The following is a 13,375-nucleotide window of genomic DNA, read 5'->3' as shown; positions in this document are numbered from 1 at the left end:
TCATGCGCCGGGCGGGGGCGGCGGCAGAATGGTGAACAGTTGCGCCAGTTCCTGCACCTCGCCCGCCTTCTTCCAGCCGTCCTGACCGGGCGTCCACACGTAGGTGTCGCGCGTGATCTCGCCGTCGCTGGCCATGCGGCCCATCTTGGCCTTCGAGAACGGGCCGCTGGTCTGTCCGTCCACCGCGATGTGCCACACATGCTCGACCGGCGGCGGGGGCGGCGGGGCGACATGCGCAGACGGTTGCGGGGCAGCGGGCGCGGGCGCGCCCCACGGGCCTGACGGCCGACCCGCTGCCATGTTCGACATCTGGTTCGCCATCGCCATGCCCATTCCCATACCAAGGCCAGCGCCCATGCCGCCACCGCCGTTTGGGTTGCTGGCGGCCGCCGTCATCGCCTCGGCTGCGGAATACTGCGTAAACTTGCCCAGATCCCCCGCTAGCCCCATCGAGGTGCGCTTGTCCAGCGCTGCCTCGACCGCCGGCGGCAGCGAGATGTTCTCGATGTAGAATTCAGGCATCTCCAGCCCGTATCCGTCCAGCACGGGTGAGACCTCGGCCGCGATCAGCTTGCCCAGATCGGCGGTGTTGGCGGCCATGTCCAGAACCGGAATGCCCGAGCCTGCAATGACCCGGCTGAATTCCTGCACGATGATGTTGCGGATCTGAAAGCTGATCTCGTCCATGGTGAATTCACCATCGGTGCCCACGATCTCGATCAGGAACTTGGCCGGGTCTTTCACACGTACCGTATAAGTGCCATAGGCGCGGATCCGGGTCGGGCCGAATTCCGGGTCGCGCAGCATGATCGGGTTCTTGGTGCCCCATTTCAGGTCGTTGAACCGGGTGGTGTTGACGAAATAGATCTCGGACTTGAAGGGCGACTGGAACCCGTGATCCCAATGTTGCAGCGTCGTCATGATCGGCATGTTGTTGGTTTCGAGCATATAAAGGCCCGGCGTAAACACATCCGCCAGTTGGCCTTCGTGTACGAATACCGCCGCCTGACCTTCGCGCACGGTCAGCTTGGCGCCATACTTGATCTCGTGGCCTTCGCGTTCGAACCGCCAGACCATCGTGTCACGGGTGTCGTCCACCCAATGAATGACATCAATGAATTCTCCGGTCAGAAAATCGAAAATTCCCATCTGGGTTCTCCTGTCATCGGGGTCAGAGCGGCTGCCCCATCAATTCATGTGCGATTATTCGTACAATGGGTCGTGCTTCATCAACGTCTATGCCGGGCTGCAATCGCGGATCATACAACATCGTCAGCAGCTTTTCGTCGTGACTGGTCAGCAGGGCAAATTCGTCATCATCGTTGAAAATCGAAGGTCGCGCTGCCGGGCTGTCATTGGACAGGCCAAGACCCTGAGCAATTTCTTCGTGAATGCAGCTTTGGCGGCCCAGATCCGTCAATTCGGCCCGGATAAGGGAAACGGCACGTACGTATCTGTGTGGTGATGAGGTCGTAGCCGACGCAAACACCAGACAGTCGAAATTGGCGCGTGGATTGGCCACCAGGTTCAGCGAATCCTGACTGATATTCGGGATCAGCTGTTTCAGGCGGGATACGACATAGGCGCTGTCATCCTTGCCTGCAAAAAAGACATGGAAATTGGCGTTGCGGGAGACGACGGAAACCGGATGATCGGTCAATCTGGCCAGACGGGTGGCAAAGGACCGAACCTGATCTGCATCTTGCTGCCGTGCAGAAGGAAGCACGGAGGGGCCGAACTCGGTCTGTATCCGGACAGAGCCGGACCATCGGCTGAGTTGCCCGTCCGTCTGACGCGAGCCAGCCGCGACGCTTTGCGTCGGATATTCGCTGTAGAACGCGATCGCTTCGAAATTCCGCGCCAGATCGTCGGCATCATAGGGGGTGTCGGGGCCGCCCCCATCGGTGCGTAAAAGCCCCCGCACCAGCAGGTCCCGTTCAACCCGTCGATAAAAGCGCGCCAGATCCTGACTTGCGGCAGATGGCGGCACATAAGCATTGGCTGCCTCGGGTGCGGGTGTCGGGCGAGGTTGTGGAACAACGGATGACGTCAGGGTCTCGTCGCAATTGGCCAAGGCCAAGAGCGATACCATCCCCAAGGTTCCTTTCAAGTAACCGAAGGCCCGCACGCCGATCCCGCCCTTAACCGGGTACCGCCGTACCGGCAGTGTCGCCAGTTCCGTCGCGCCGTGCCTTGGCAGACGCCAAAGTGTCGCGCAGTTCCTTTTCCATCTTCTGCAACTCGGCTTCGGCTGCGGCGCGTTTGGCCTTGCCTTCGTCCGCAATCGCAAGGCTTTCGTTGATGGTGCCAATCAGGTCGGCATTGGCCTGCTTGACTGCTTCGATGTCGAACACACCGCGCTCCATTTCTTCGCGGATCATCTTGTTCGATTCACGCAGGTTGGCTGCGTTCGAGGTCAAAAGCTCGTTGGTCAGGTCATTGGCATCCCGCACCGCGGCGGCGGCTTCGGCGCTGCGCTGGATCGTAACCGCCTGGGCCAGTTGCGTTTCCCAAAGCGGGACGGTGTTCACCAGTGTCGAGTTGATCTTGGTGACCAGCGATTTGTCGTTTTCCTGAACCAAGCGGATCGACGGCAGGGACTGCATCGTGACCTGTCGTGTCAGTTTCAGGTCATGAACCCGGCGTTCAAGGTCGTCCCGCGCCGCGCGCATGTCACGCAGTTCCTGCGCCTTCATCACTTGCTGGTCTTCCGGAGCGGCCTGAACTTCGGCCTCCTTTTCAGGGATGTCGTGGCTGTCCAGCTCGGTCAGCTTCTCTTCGCCCGCAGCGATGTACAACGCCAGTTCATCATAGAAATCCAAGGTCTTTTCATACAGCAGGTCCAAAGACTTGATATCCTTGAGCAGCGTATGCTCATGCCCCAGTAGATCGTCGGTTATGCGGTCTATCTGGTCCTGAACCTCTTCGTACTGGGCGGTGAATTTCGCAAATGGTGCAGCCCTGCCCAACAGTTTTTCCCACCAGCTGCGCTCGCGGCGCACGTCTAGTTCACTGACCGAGAACCCGCGTATCGTGGTTACGATGTTGCGCAGGCTGTCACCGGCCGGGCCGACATCCTTGTTGCGCACATCCGCAAGCATGGCCTGGCTGATCTCCTGCAACTCGGCCTGCGCGGACGAGCCGAACGCGACGATCGAATTGGTGTTGTCCATGTCGATTTCATTCATCCGCTTGCGGATTTCGGCGCTGACGGGTTCGTCGGCTTCCTCCAGCGACACGACCTCGGCCTGTGGTTCGGGCAGGGCAACTGCGGTGACTTCCTGTACCAGAGTTTCGGCCTGTACCGCCTTTTTCTTGATCTCATCGGACATGGGGATGTTCCTCGCTCAAATATGGCCGGTCAGTCCAGCCGGACGCCTTCGCGCTGCAATCTTTCACGCAGCACGTCGATTTCGACCGTCAGATCACTGCGGTCATCCAATAACATTTTCCGCGTACGCGCGGCAAAATTCTGTTCCAGATCGTCCAGCAGGGCGGAATAGTCGGCCAGTGCCTGCGCGTCGCGGGTGCGCGCGTAGATATCGGCAAATTTGACAGTCGCATCACGCGCGCCCTGTAGATAAACGGTCAGGTATTTTCTGGCACCAGCCAGATCGCGTGGGTCTTCCTCGACCGTGCGGAACAGGTCACGTGCGGTGTCCTGAAATCGCTCGACCCGGGCTTCGATACGTCGATCGCCCGCGCGTTTTATGGCATCCGTCATTTCCGACAAGTGTTTCTCGGCATCATCGACCACGCGCGCCACGCGGTCTTGCTGAAAGGTGTCGACTCCCTCCATGCCCTTGTTCTTCATCGGATCAAGCCCGAATGAGACAGAATGCAGAACGGTCGCTGCAACACCAAACAGCACGGGGGCCAACAGACTAACCTGCGCTGCCGCTTCAGCGTCCAGAAACTCGGACCTGTAAGACGCAAGGCCAGCACCAAGGCCGGTGAGAACACTGGCAAATATCTTCCGCGGAAAAGCAGGGCGTCGGGCGGTTTTGCGGGCATTGTACGCGGCCTCAGCTCTCAGACCTTCTCGCAGCAAGAATGCGGCCGCCGTCAGAAAACCAGCGGCGACCAGCCCCAGTGTCATACCAATCGCGCCGTCGTTCAGGGACAGAAACACCAAAGGAATGGCGGGTAGAAACAGAATATTCGCACGTGCGCCAGCGGGCTCGACCCGTGCGCCGTCAAACTGACCCCTCGGCAGTGGGGCGTTTTCCGATTCATCTCCCTGTGGGCTGTATTTGCCGCCGAACCGCTTTGCCATGGCTTAAAGACCTCCGAGCAAACCAGTGCAGACGCCAAACAACAGCACCAACAGCACAGCGTAGGCCAGTTTTTGCACTCCGCTTCCGGACATCACGCCCCCCAAATAGCAGCTTTCACTGAAAATTTAGGGGATACGCGGGCTTAGCGCTAGGGGGAAGGTTGCCGAACCCGCATCACTTGCGGGGATTCTTGCCGATCCGAGGCCGTTTTCTTTGTGGCCGTGACGGGCGTTTGGGCGCGTTGTCGGGTTTGTCCTCGGCGTCCAGACCCAGCTGGTCGCGCATGACCCGGCGACGGACTTCTTCGACCTCGCCCTGTTTCAACGTCCCAAGCTGGAAGGGGCCGTAGGACACGCGCAACAGACGGTTCACTGTAAAACCGATATCTTCCATCGCGCGGCGGATTTCGCGGTTCTTGCCTTCGCGCAAACCGATCGTCAGCCAGGCATTTGCGCCCTGCTGGCGATCCAATGAGACGGTCATTGGCTGGAACCGTTCTCCCTCGATTACCAGCCCCTTGCGCAGCGGTTCGAAATCTTCGTCCTTCGGGCGACCGTTCACCCGTACGCGGTACTTCCGCAACCAGCCGGTCGAGGGCAGTTCCAGCTTGCGCTTGATGCCGCCATCGTTGGTCAACAGCAGCAATCCTTCGGAATTCAGGTCCAGCCGACCGACGCTCATCACCCGTGGCATGTCGTCGGGCAGCTTGTCGAAAATTGTCTCTCGTCCTTTTTCGTCGCTGGTCGTCGTCACCAACCCGGCGGGCTTGTGATACAGCCAGAGACGCGACGGTTCCGGTTCCGAGACCGGCTTGCCGTCGACTGCGATCTTGTCTTTCGCCGTCACGTTCAGGGCTGGGCTGTCGATGGTCTTGCCATTCACTGCCACGCGGCCTGCATCGATCATGCGTTCCGCCTCGCGCCGCGACGCTACGCCAGCGCGGGCCAGGACTTTGGCGATCCGATCGCCGGGGGGTGGGGTCTTGTTCATGTCAGGGCCATACCGCATCCCGCGCGCTTGCGAAAGGCGGGTTTCTGATGCAGTCAGGGGCATGGTGTTCAAATCGCATATGCAACAGGCCCTGTCCGAGGCGCGAGCGGCTGCCGACAGGGGGGAGGTGCCCGTGGGGGCTGTTGTCGTTGGTCCGGACGGAACGGTCGTGGCCGCGGCCGGAAACCGGACGCGCGAGTTGAATGATCCCACGGCCCATGCGGAAATCATGGCCTTGCGAGCAGCCTGTGCGCAGGCGGGCTCTGAACGGCTGCCGGATCATGATCTCTACGTCACGCTGGAGCCTTGCGCGATGTGCGCCGCAGCCTTGGCCGCCGCGCGTATCCGGCGGATCTATTACGGTGCGGCAGACCCCAAATCCGGGGGCGTGGCGCATGGCGCGCGCGTGTTTTCACATGCACAGGCGCATCACGTGCCCGAGGTCTATGACGGGATTGCAGGCGAAGAGGCCGCCGCGCTTTTGAAGGCCTTCTTCGAAGCGCGCCGCAAAGACGCGCCGGGTTGACGCGCTGCGCTGTCGTCAGACGGTGATGGCTTTCATGACCTCAGGTTCGATCACATCGACCCCCGGCAATCCGTCGATCAATGCCCGTGCGGATTGTTCCAGAATGGGGAACGTCCTGTAGTGGCATGGGATGACCGTCTTGAAGTCGAAGTACCGTTTCGCGGCATAGGCGGCGGCTTTCATATCCATGGTGAAATGCCCGCCGGCTGAAAGGATGCCGATATCGGGCTTGTAGTAATCCCCCATCCAATCCATGTCCGCCATGATGTCGGTATCGCCCGAAACATAGAGCATACGCCCCTCGGCCGCGATCATGAAGCCGACCTCGCTGCCGCCGGTGCGCAGACCATCTGGTGTTGAAAAAGTCGAACTGTGAGAGGCCGGAACCATTGTCACCTTGACGCCGTTCAGATCGACGGTGCCGCCTTTGTTGAAACCGATGGTCTCGATGCCTTCCGCTTCGCTCCAGTATCCCATCAGGTCATACTGTCCGACAACGGGGATTTTCAGGTGTTTGGCCAGCGGCAGAATGTCAACCACATGGTCGAAATGCGTGTGGGTCAGAAGGATATGACTCGCACCATCCAGCGCTGCATCATGATGATCTTCCGGCAAGACCGGGTTGCCGGTCAGCCACGGGTCGATCAACAGAACCTGCCCCTGCGTTTCAATGCGAAAACTGCCATGGCCCAGCCAGATAATGTTCATTCCGGTTTTCCTCCCATAAGGTCTCTTGGCAGCAGCCTAGCATCGGCTATGTAAAATTCCATGGACTGGATTCGAGAAATTGATGGCTATTGTGAACGCGTGTTGCCGGACTATTGGGCCGAGCCGATCAATGCGATCACGAACGCTGCTTTTCTGATAGCCGCATGGATCATGTGGCGGCGCGTGCGCGATCAGGACATGCCGTTTGCCAAGGGTCTGGTCGTGATTTTGGCCATGATCGGGATCGGAAGCTATCTGTTTCACACCCATGCCCGGGTTTGGGCGGCCTTGGCGGATGTGGTGCCGATCCTGCTGTTCATATTGGTCTATATATATGCGGTGAACCGCGACATCTGTCGCATGTCGTCTGGATTGGCGATCTGCGGTACGCTTCTGTTTCTTCCCTATGCGGCGGCCGTCGCGCCCCTGTTCCAGCTTGTGCCGGGGATTGGTGGGTCGGCGGCTTATGCGCCGGTCCCTTTGTTGATCCTGATCTACGCGTTCCTGCTGCGGGGCAATGATCCGAACTTGGCCAGAGGGATGACGCTTGGGGCTCTGATCCTGATTCTATCGATCACTTTCCGGGCGGTCGATCTGCCAATTTGCAGGCAATGGCCGATGGGGACGCATTTCATGTGGCATATCCTGAATGCCATCATGCTGGGTTGGATGATCGAAGTGTATCGCGCGGCTCTTGTCAGGGGCCGTTTTGGCAAAGGCCCGGCGTCTTGAGGCGCGGAGGGATCGCGTGTGTCCTCCGAGCTTCGTGACAAGGAGGTCAACGAAACCGCCCTGGTCCGATCCTAGTTCTGAAAGGCTGCCGCCAGATGATCGGGCAGATCAAATTCGCTCAACACCCGAGCGCGGCCTTCGGGCGACATCTTGCGAGCCGTTTTTTCAACGATGCTCTGGATTTTCTCGGCCGAGTGTTTCGCGGCAAAGGGCTGGAAATACCATTTCAGGAATACAAAGCAGATCACGTCTTCCAGCGCCTGCACCTCTGCGTCGCGCTTGATGCCCTTTTTTCGCAACATGCGCCCTGCGGCCTCGACCTGTTCCGCGTTATAACCTTCACGGGTCATCAACCCCATGACCACGTCGGCATGGTGTTCGCCCTGCGCCTTGCGCCATGACAGGTATCCAGCCCGGCCTTCGGGATATTCACTGCGGGCAAGTCTCCAACGTTCCACATGCTGCCCGCGCGCGGCGATCTGAAGGGCGTCAGAAGCGTCCGGAAACAGGCGGTCCAACTCGGCACTCATGCGTTCGCCATACAGCAGTGCCGCAGGGCGGCCATCGTCTTGGTTGGGGTCATTTGCATTGGCTGCGTCGATTGCGTCCAGAACCGCTTGTTTTTGCGCGCTCATCATCTGCTCCACTGGCTTGCCTGAACTACGAAACCTCGGCGCAGTTCTGTTCTGTATTCGACGTCATGCTAACGGCTTGCCCTGGGATGTGCATCCTCGAAAATGAAAAACGGCCGGGTCAGAGAGGGGATATCTGACCCGGCCGGGACCTGCGCTTTACTTGGCAGGTTTAACCTGATCCTGTGTGACCGGTTCCGCGATAGGGGACGGGAAGGTCAACGTGCGTGTCAGGTTGCTTGTGTCGATACCCAAAGCCATGGCCGGTGCGGCCAAAATCGTGGCGGACAAGACTGCGGCTGTTATCAGGGGTTTCATGTTTTTTCTCCGGTTTGCGTTATGTCGCATAAATAAAATGAACAGTACAGTTCAGTTTTCAAGATTGATAATGAACTATTCGGTTTACTTTTTTGCATACCGGCCATTCAGTTTTGAATGGCCGCAGAAGTGGAGGGAATTCCAAACTCGCACCTGCCCATGGCACCCCGGTCTTGCGACTGTCGCTACAGACGGGTAAACGCCCCCTAACGTAGATGAGGGAAGCCGATGTCGATTGACCAAAGCACCGCCGCCAAAGTGGCCAAACTGGCCCGGATCAAGGTCGAGGATGACGCGCTGCCGGCGCTGGCATCCGAGTTCAACACCATCCTGGGGTTCATCGAACAGCTGAACGAAGTGGATGTGGAAGGTGTCGAGCCGATGGTCTCGGTCACACCCATGCGCCTCAAGCGTCGTCAGGACGAAGTCACCGATGGCAATCAGCAGGACAAGATTCTGGCCAACGCCCCCGACGCCCGCGAAGGGTTCTTCGCAGTCCCCAAAGTGGTGGAGTAAGACATGAGCGATCTGAACAAAATGGGCCTGGCCGAGGCCCGCGACGCATTGCGAGCCGGCGACGTCACTTCTGTTGAGCTGACAGACGCCTGCCTGAAAGCCATTGATGAAGCAGATGCGCTGAACGCATTCGTCCACAAGACGCCTGAGATCGCGATGGAACGCGCCAAGGCGGCGGATGAACGGATCAAAGGTGGCGACGCTCCGTCAATGTGTGGCCTGCCGATCGGCATCAAGGACCTGTTCTGCACCAAGGGCGTGCCGTCGCAAGCCGCGTCGGGCATTCTTGAAGGATTCAAGCCGGAATACGAATCCACTGTTTCACAGCAACTGGCTGACGCAGGTGCCGTTATGCTGGGCAAGCTGAACATGGACGAATTCGCCATGGGGTCGTCCAACGAAACATCGGTCTATGGCAATGCCGTCAGCCCTTGGCGTCGTGGCAACGATGATACGCAGCTGACGCCGGGTGGCTCGTCCGGCGGGTCGGCGGCGGCCGTTGCTGCCGATCTGTGCCTTGCGGCAACGGGCACCGATACCGGCGGTTCCATCCGCCAGCCCGCGGCTTTTGTCGGCATCACCGGCATCAAGCCGACTTATGGTCGCTGCTCTCGTTGGGGCATTGTTGCCTTTGCATCCTCGCTGGATCAGGCCGGGCCGATGACCAAGAATGTCCGCGACGCCGCGATCATGCTGGAAACCATGTGCGGTCATGACGCCAAGGATTCGACCAGTGCGGACCTGGCCGTCCCGAATTTCGAAGCGATGCTGACCGGAGACATCAAGGGCAAGAAGATCGGTATCCCCAAGGAATACCGCATGGACGGCATGCCCGCCGAGATCGAAAAGCTCTGGGCCGACGGTGCCGCGATGCTGAAGGATGCGGGGGCCGAGATCGTCGATATCTCGCTGCCGCACACCAAGTATGCGCTGCCTGCCTACTATGTGATCGCCCCGGCCGAGGCGTCTTCGAACCTCGCCCGCTATGACGGTGTCCGCTATGGGCATCGTGCGCAGTTGGCGCAGGGGGATGGCATCACCGAGATGTATGAAAAGACCCGCGCCGAGGGCTTTGGTCACGAAGTGCAGCGCCGGGTCATGGTCGGTACCTATGTTCTGTCGGCTGGTTTCTACGACGCCTATTACAACCGTGCCCGCAAGGTGCGCACGCTGATCAAGAAAGACTTCGAAGACGTGTTCGCGGCCGGGGTCGACGCCATCCTGACCCCGGCAACCCCATCGGCAGCCTTCGGTCTGGGCGAAATGACCGAAGCAGATCCAGTTCAAATGTATTTGAACGACGTCTTTACAGTGACTGTGAACCTGGCCGGTTTGCCCGGTATCTCGGTCCCCGCAGGGCTGGACACACAAGGCCTTCCGCTGGGATTGCAACTGATCGGGCGTCCTTGGGAAGAAGGCGATCTGCTCAACACCGCCTATGCGCTGGAAAATGCGGCCGGTTTTGTGGCCAAGCCCGGGAAATGGTGGTAAGCCTCGGGCAACTGAAGCACTAGACACGGAGCCAAACAATGCGCGTTTTGCTTTTGGTGCCCGCTCTTGCACTGGCAGCTGCATGCACAGATGTCGCGCCGCTGACCAGCACAGGTTTCAACACGCCTGAATACCAGGCGCAGCGAGAATCTCAACTGGCAGGTCAGGGTGCGGTCGGCAACCCTCTGCTGGCTCCGGTCGATGTGTCACAACAACCGCTGGGCGCCCCGGTTGCGGCGACTGTTGCGACGGGTGAAAACGCGGATATCGCCAACCAGGCCGCGGCGGCATTGGCCAGCACATCTGGCCAAGACCCAGCCGCTGCTACGGCGGTTCCGGTGGCGAACACTGGTGCGATTTCGGATGAACAGGATTTTTCTGCCGTGTCCGAACGCCGCAGCATCGAATCCGACGCCGCCCGGATCGAGCAGAACCGCCAGACCTACGAAATCGTGGCCCCTACGGCAGTGCCCGAGCGTACGGCGAGCGGCCAGACAAACATCGTGCAATACGCGTTGAGCACGTCCAATCCCGTCGGCACCCAACTCTACAGCCGCTCGGGCTTCAACCTTCAGGCCAAGGCTCAGAGGAACTGCGCGCAATTCCCATCCCCCGATCAGGCTCAGATCGAGTTTCTGTCCAATGGCGGCCCCCAGCGTGATCGCAAAGGTCTGGACCCGGATGGTGACGGCTATGCATGTGGCTGGGACCCAAGCCCGTTCCGCAGTGCCGTCAGCAACTGACGCCCTGAGCCCGATCTGGCATCCGTCGCCAAATTTCGGCGAACGCCGGGGTGGTCTGACGCCGTCTTTGATCGTGATCCACTACACGGCGATGGACAGCGCGCAGGCGGCTCTGGATCGTCTGTGCGACCCAAAGGCCGAGGTCTCGGCCCACTACCTGATCGGCAATGATGGCACGCTGTGGCAGATGGTGCGTGAAGAGCACCGCGCTTGGCATGCGGGTGCCGGAGAATGGCACGGTCAGACCGACATCAACTCTCGTTCCATTGGCATCGAGTTGGACAACACCGGCAAGCATGCGTTCCCGGAACCCCAGATGCACCGGCTGGAACAGCTGTTGCGCCAGATAATGCACCGTTGGGCCATCTTGCCAAACGGTGTTATCGGCCATTCGGACATGGCGCCCGGGCGCAAATTTGACCCCGGTCCGCGATTTGACTGGTCGCGGCTCGAGCGCAATTTGCTGGCCGCGCCCCGCGGAAATGCCGCTGGTCTGCCAACTGCATCAGAGGGCCAGTTCCGAAATCTGGCTCAAGCCGCCGGTTTCAGCGCTGATGTAGACAATGAAACTCTGTTGCATGCCGTCCGTCTTCGATACCGCCCATGGGGCAGGGGGCCATTGCAGCAAGCCGACCTCGCCCCGTTGATCCGGCACTCCTGATCCGCACTTCATCTGGCCGAAAATATCCCGGGGTTGAATTGGCCGCAGGCCAAGAAGGGGCTGGCCCCTTAACCCCTTTCCACTCTTGACGATGCCGGGCGCAGAGCCTACCCAGCCCAAGCGCGGAGGGCCGGATGGCCGCTGGGGTCGCAAGGCCCGAGAGGAAAGTCCGGACTCCACAAGACAACGGTGCCGGGTAACGCCCGGGCGGGGTAACCCGACGGAAAGCGCCACAGAAATCAGACCGCCTGCGACTTCGGTCAAGGGTAAGGGTGAAACGGTGGGGTAAGAGCCCACCGCGCCGCTGGCAACAGCGGCGGCACGGCAAGCCCCACCGGGAGCAATGCCAAATAGGGTCCCCGCGCGGGCCGGTCGGCGCAAGCCGATACCGCCGCTAAGCGCGTCTTGGCCGAGAGGGACCGGGTTGGCAGCTTGAGCCATGCAGCAATGCACGGCCTAGAGGAATGGTCATCGAAGGGGGCAACCCCGGAACAAGATCCGGCTTACAGGTCCTCCGCGCGTATCCTCCTATCCTCCGGGCGGCGTGTAGGAGCCGGTCAGCGCCGCCGCCTTTTCGGTTATCGACGTGAACTCGTCCGCGGTCCAGGCGCGAACGGTTTCAATGTTCGTCACTGCACCCGATGCGGCGACGGCCATGCCAACGGCCACGGCGTCTGTGCCATCAGGGGCTTCGCTGATCACGACCACGTCGTTGCTGCCGGTTGTCATGTAGAAGGACAGCAACCTGCCACCTACTTTTTCCAGCAGAGCCTTCACCGGACCGGTGCGGTTCTCGGGCTTTTGCAACATGCCTTTGACACCGGCTTGCGAGTAAGATGCGTAAGTAATGAAAATGGGCATGGATACCTCCTGTTACATCAAATCGTTTTTGGGTCTTCAAGTCAGCCGACCCCGGGGCCGTCGAAAATCAGGTGCCAGAAAACAACGGCGCCGTGATGAACCAAAGGCCAGCGCCGATCAGCGCAGAACCTGTCACCGGCACAAGCCACCGGGCCCCGGGCAGGAGTTTTTCCAGCGCGACATAGGCGGCAATTCCGACAATCCAGTAGAGATTCATGATCCCACCGACGAACAGCAGCAACATCAGTGCCCAGCAGCATCCCAGACAATACGTGCCGTGCAGGATACCGGTTCGGAATGCACCGAATGTTCCGGGCCGGTTGTGATCGGCCAGGAAACGTGCGGGGCTTTGACAGTGGCGCAGGCATGCGTTTTTCAAACCTGAAAACTGATAGGCGCCAGCCGCCAGCAGAATACTTCCTGCGAAGACGCCCGAGCTGATCGTCATCATCCGCCCGTCGGACAGCCCGACATGTTCCAACCCCCATTGCAATGCGGTTGCAATCAGGCTGAGCGCCCCCCAGACCACCAGATAGCCGGATAAAAACCACAGGCTGAACGCAACCGTCCGATGCTTTTCGGGCCCTGTCCGCTTGACCGCGATGAACAGAAGAACGGCAGGCGCAGCGCTCGGGGTCATCATGGCGATCATCATGACCCACCACATCAGAAAGATCAGCAAAGCATAGCTTGCGCTCCACGCTGCTGCCGGGCCCATTTGCATGGGGTCTCCGACCGGGCCGGCCATCCGGGTCATCTCGACCGCGGACATGTTCATCCCGACGCCGGCTATCGTGTACCAGGTTGCACCGAGGATGATCAGAAGGACGCTTCCCAGAACAATCGCGTTGTCCTGTCTCAGCAACCGCTCAACCGTCCGGCCCCGGGGCGATGCGTTCTGTTTGGCCATGGGGGTTCTC

16 protein-coding genes and 1 other RNA gene are annotated in these 13,375 nt (G+C 59.9%); 7 read left to right on the top strand and 10 right to left on the bottom strand.

Features of this window, described 5'->3' with window-relative positions; all coding sequences use genetic code 11:
• The 5 genes from NOR97_RS11330 to NOR97_RS11310 form a co-directional block, all read right to left on the bottom strand.
• Positions 1 to 1,149 (bottom strand): SPFH domain-containing protein, encoded by a 1,149-nt coding sequence (locus NOR97_RS11330; RefSeq protein WP_170343608.1) that lies wholly within the window; start codon positions 1,147 to 1,149, stop codon positions 1 to 3.
• Between the two features lie 22 nt (positions 1,150 to 1,171).
• Complete coding sequence (locus tag NOR97_RS11325) at positions 1,172 to 2,092, bottom strand: DUF2927 domain-containing protein (protein WP_170343609.1); 921 nt, start codon at positions 2,090 to 2,092, stop codon at positions 1,172 to 1,174.
• A gap of 49 nt (positions 2,093 to 2,141) precedes the next feature.
• A complete protein-coding gene (locus NOR97_RS11320; RefSeq protein WP_170343610.1) occupies positions 2,142 to 3,332 on the bottom strand; it encodes a toxic anion resistance protein in 1,191 nt (396 codons plus the stop codon).
• A 29-nt stretch (positions 3,333 to 3,361) separates the two neighbouring features.
• Positions 3,362 to 4,276, bottom strand: coding sequence for a 5-bromo-4-chloroindolyl phosphate hydrolysis family protein (locus NOR97_RS11315; protein WP_257599149.1), 915 nt, complete (start codon positions 4,274 to 4,276; stop codon positions 3,362 to 3,364).
• 175 nt (positions 4,277 to 4,451) lie between these two features.
• Positions 4,452 to 5,330: a pseudouridine synthase gene (locus NOR97_RS11310; protein ID WP_257599148.1), complete on the bottom strand. Its 879-nt coding sequence runs from the start codon at positions 5,328 to 5,330 to the stop codon at positions 4,452 to 4,454.
• Between NOR97_RS11310 and NOR97_RS11305 the strand changes: the two genes are divergently transcribed.
• Positions 5,329 to 5,793, top strand: coding sequence for a nucleoside deaminase (locus tag NOR97_RS11305; protein WP_170343613.1), 465 nt, complete (start codon positions 5,329 to 5,331; stop codon positions 5,791 to 5,793). The two genes, NOR97_RS11310 and NOR97_RS11305, sit on opposite strands and share 2 nt — an antisense overlap.
• Before the next feature lie 15 nt (positions 5,794 to 5,808).
• Here NOR97_RS11305 and NOR97_RS11300 read toward each other — a convergent pair whose 3' ends face one another.
• The gene (locus NOR97_RS11300) at positions 5,809 to 6,501 is read right to left on the bottom strand and encodes a metal-dependent hydrolase (protein WP_257599147.1); all 693 of its coding nucleotides are present in this window, start codon (positions 6,499 to 6,501) and stop codon (positions 5,809 to 5,811) included.
• A gap of 60 nt (positions 6,502 to 6,561) precedes the next feature.
• Here NOR97_RS11300 and NOR97_RS11295 point away from each other — a divergent pair, with 60 nt between their 5' ends.
• Positions 6,562 to 7,233, top strand: a complete 672-nt coding sequence (locus NOR97_RS11295) for a ceramidase (RefSeq protein WP_257599146.1) — start codon at positions 6,562 to 6,564, stop codon at positions 7,231 to 7,233.
• 71 nt (positions 7,234 to 7,304) lie between these two features.
• Here NOR97_RS11295 and NOR97_RS11290 read toward each other — a convergent pair whose 3' ends face one another.
• Positions 7,305 to 7,868 carry a DUF4202 domain-containing protein gene (locus NOR97_RS11290; protein WP_257599145.1) on the bottom strand — a complete coding sequence of 188 codons (564 nt, stop codon included), beginning with the start codon at positions 7,866 to 7,868 and terminating at the stop codon, positions 7,305 to 7,307.
• Positions 7,869 to 8,024: 156 nt separating this feature from the next.
• Positions 8,025 to 8,183 carry a hypothetical protein gene (locus NOR97_RS11285; protein WP_170343617.1) on the bottom strand — a complete coding sequence of 53 codons (159 nt, stop codon included), beginning with the start codon at positions 8,181 to 8,183 and terminating at the stop codon, positions 8,025 to 8,027.
• 228 nt (positions 8,184 to 8,411) lie between these two features.
• Here NOR97_RS11285 and gatC point away from each other — a divergent pair, with 228 nt between their 5' ends.
• The 5 genes from gatC (at position 8,412) to rnpB (ending at position 12,116) form a co-directional block, all read left to right on the top strand.
• A complete protein-coding gene (gene gatC / locus NOR97_RS11280) occupies positions 8,412 to 8,699 on the top strand; it encodes an Asp-tRNA(Asn)/Glu-tRNA(Gln) amidotransferase subunit GatC (RefSeq protein WP_117868236.1) in 288 nt (95 codons plus the stop codon).
• A 3-nt stretch (positions 8,700 to 8,702) separates the two neighbouring features.
• A complete protein-coding gene (gene gatA, locus NOR97_RS11275; protein ID WP_257599144.1) occupies positions 8,703 to 10,190 on the top strand; it encodes an Asp-tRNA(Asn)/Glu-tRNA(Gln) amidotransferase subunit GatA in 1,488 nt (495 codons plus the stop codon).
• A 38-nt stretch (positions 10,191 to 10,228) separates the two neighbouring features.
• Positions 10,229 to 10,933 (top strand): hypothetical protein, encoded by a 705-nt coding sequence (locus NOR97_RS11270; protein WP_257599143.1) that lies wholly within the window; start codon positions 10,229 to 10,231, stop codon positions 10,931 to 10,933.
• Positions 10,884 to 11,594, top strand: coding sequence for an N-acetylmuramoyl-L-alanine amidase (locus NOR97_RS11265; RefSeq protein ID WP_257600870.1), 711 nt, complete (start codon positions 10,884 to 10,886; stop codon positions 11,592 to 11,594). Before NOR97_RS11270 ends, NOR97_RS11265 begins: the two co-directional genes overlap by 50 nt.
• 122 nt (positions 11,595 to 11,716) lie before the next feature.
• Positions 11,717 to 12,116: RNase P RNA component class A (gene rnpB / locus NOR97_RS11260), an RNA gene on the top strand.
• Positions 12,117 to 12,122: 6 nt separating this feature from the next.
• Here rnpB and NOR97_RS11255 read toward each other — a convergent pair.
• Positions 12,123 to 12,455 carry a GYD domain-containing protein gene (locus tag NOR97_RS11255; RefSeq protein ID WP_152458759.1) on the bottom strand — a complete coding sequence of 111 codons (333 nt, stop codon included), beginning with the start codon at positions 12,453 to 12,455 and terminating at the stop codon, positions 12,123 to 12,125.
• A gap of 67 nt (positions 12,456 to 12,522) precedes the next feature.
• Positions 12,523 to 13,365, bottom strand: coding sequence for a DUF2182 domain-containing protein (locus tag NOR97_RS11250; RefSeq protein ID WP_170343620.1), 843 nt, complete (start codon positions 13,363 to 13,365; stop codon positions 12,523 to 12,525).
• Between the last annotated feature and the right edge of the window lie 10 nt (positions 13,366 to 13,375).

It is taken from the genome of Ruegeria sp. YS9 (assembly GCF_024628725.1).
Lineage (GTDB): Bacteria > Pseudomonadota > Alphaproteobacteria > Rhodobacterales > Rhodobacteraceae > Ruegeria > Ruegeria atlantica_C.
The sequence above is the reverse complement of the archived record's forward strand: the minus strand, read 5'-3'. Positions and strand labels throughout refer to the sequence as shown.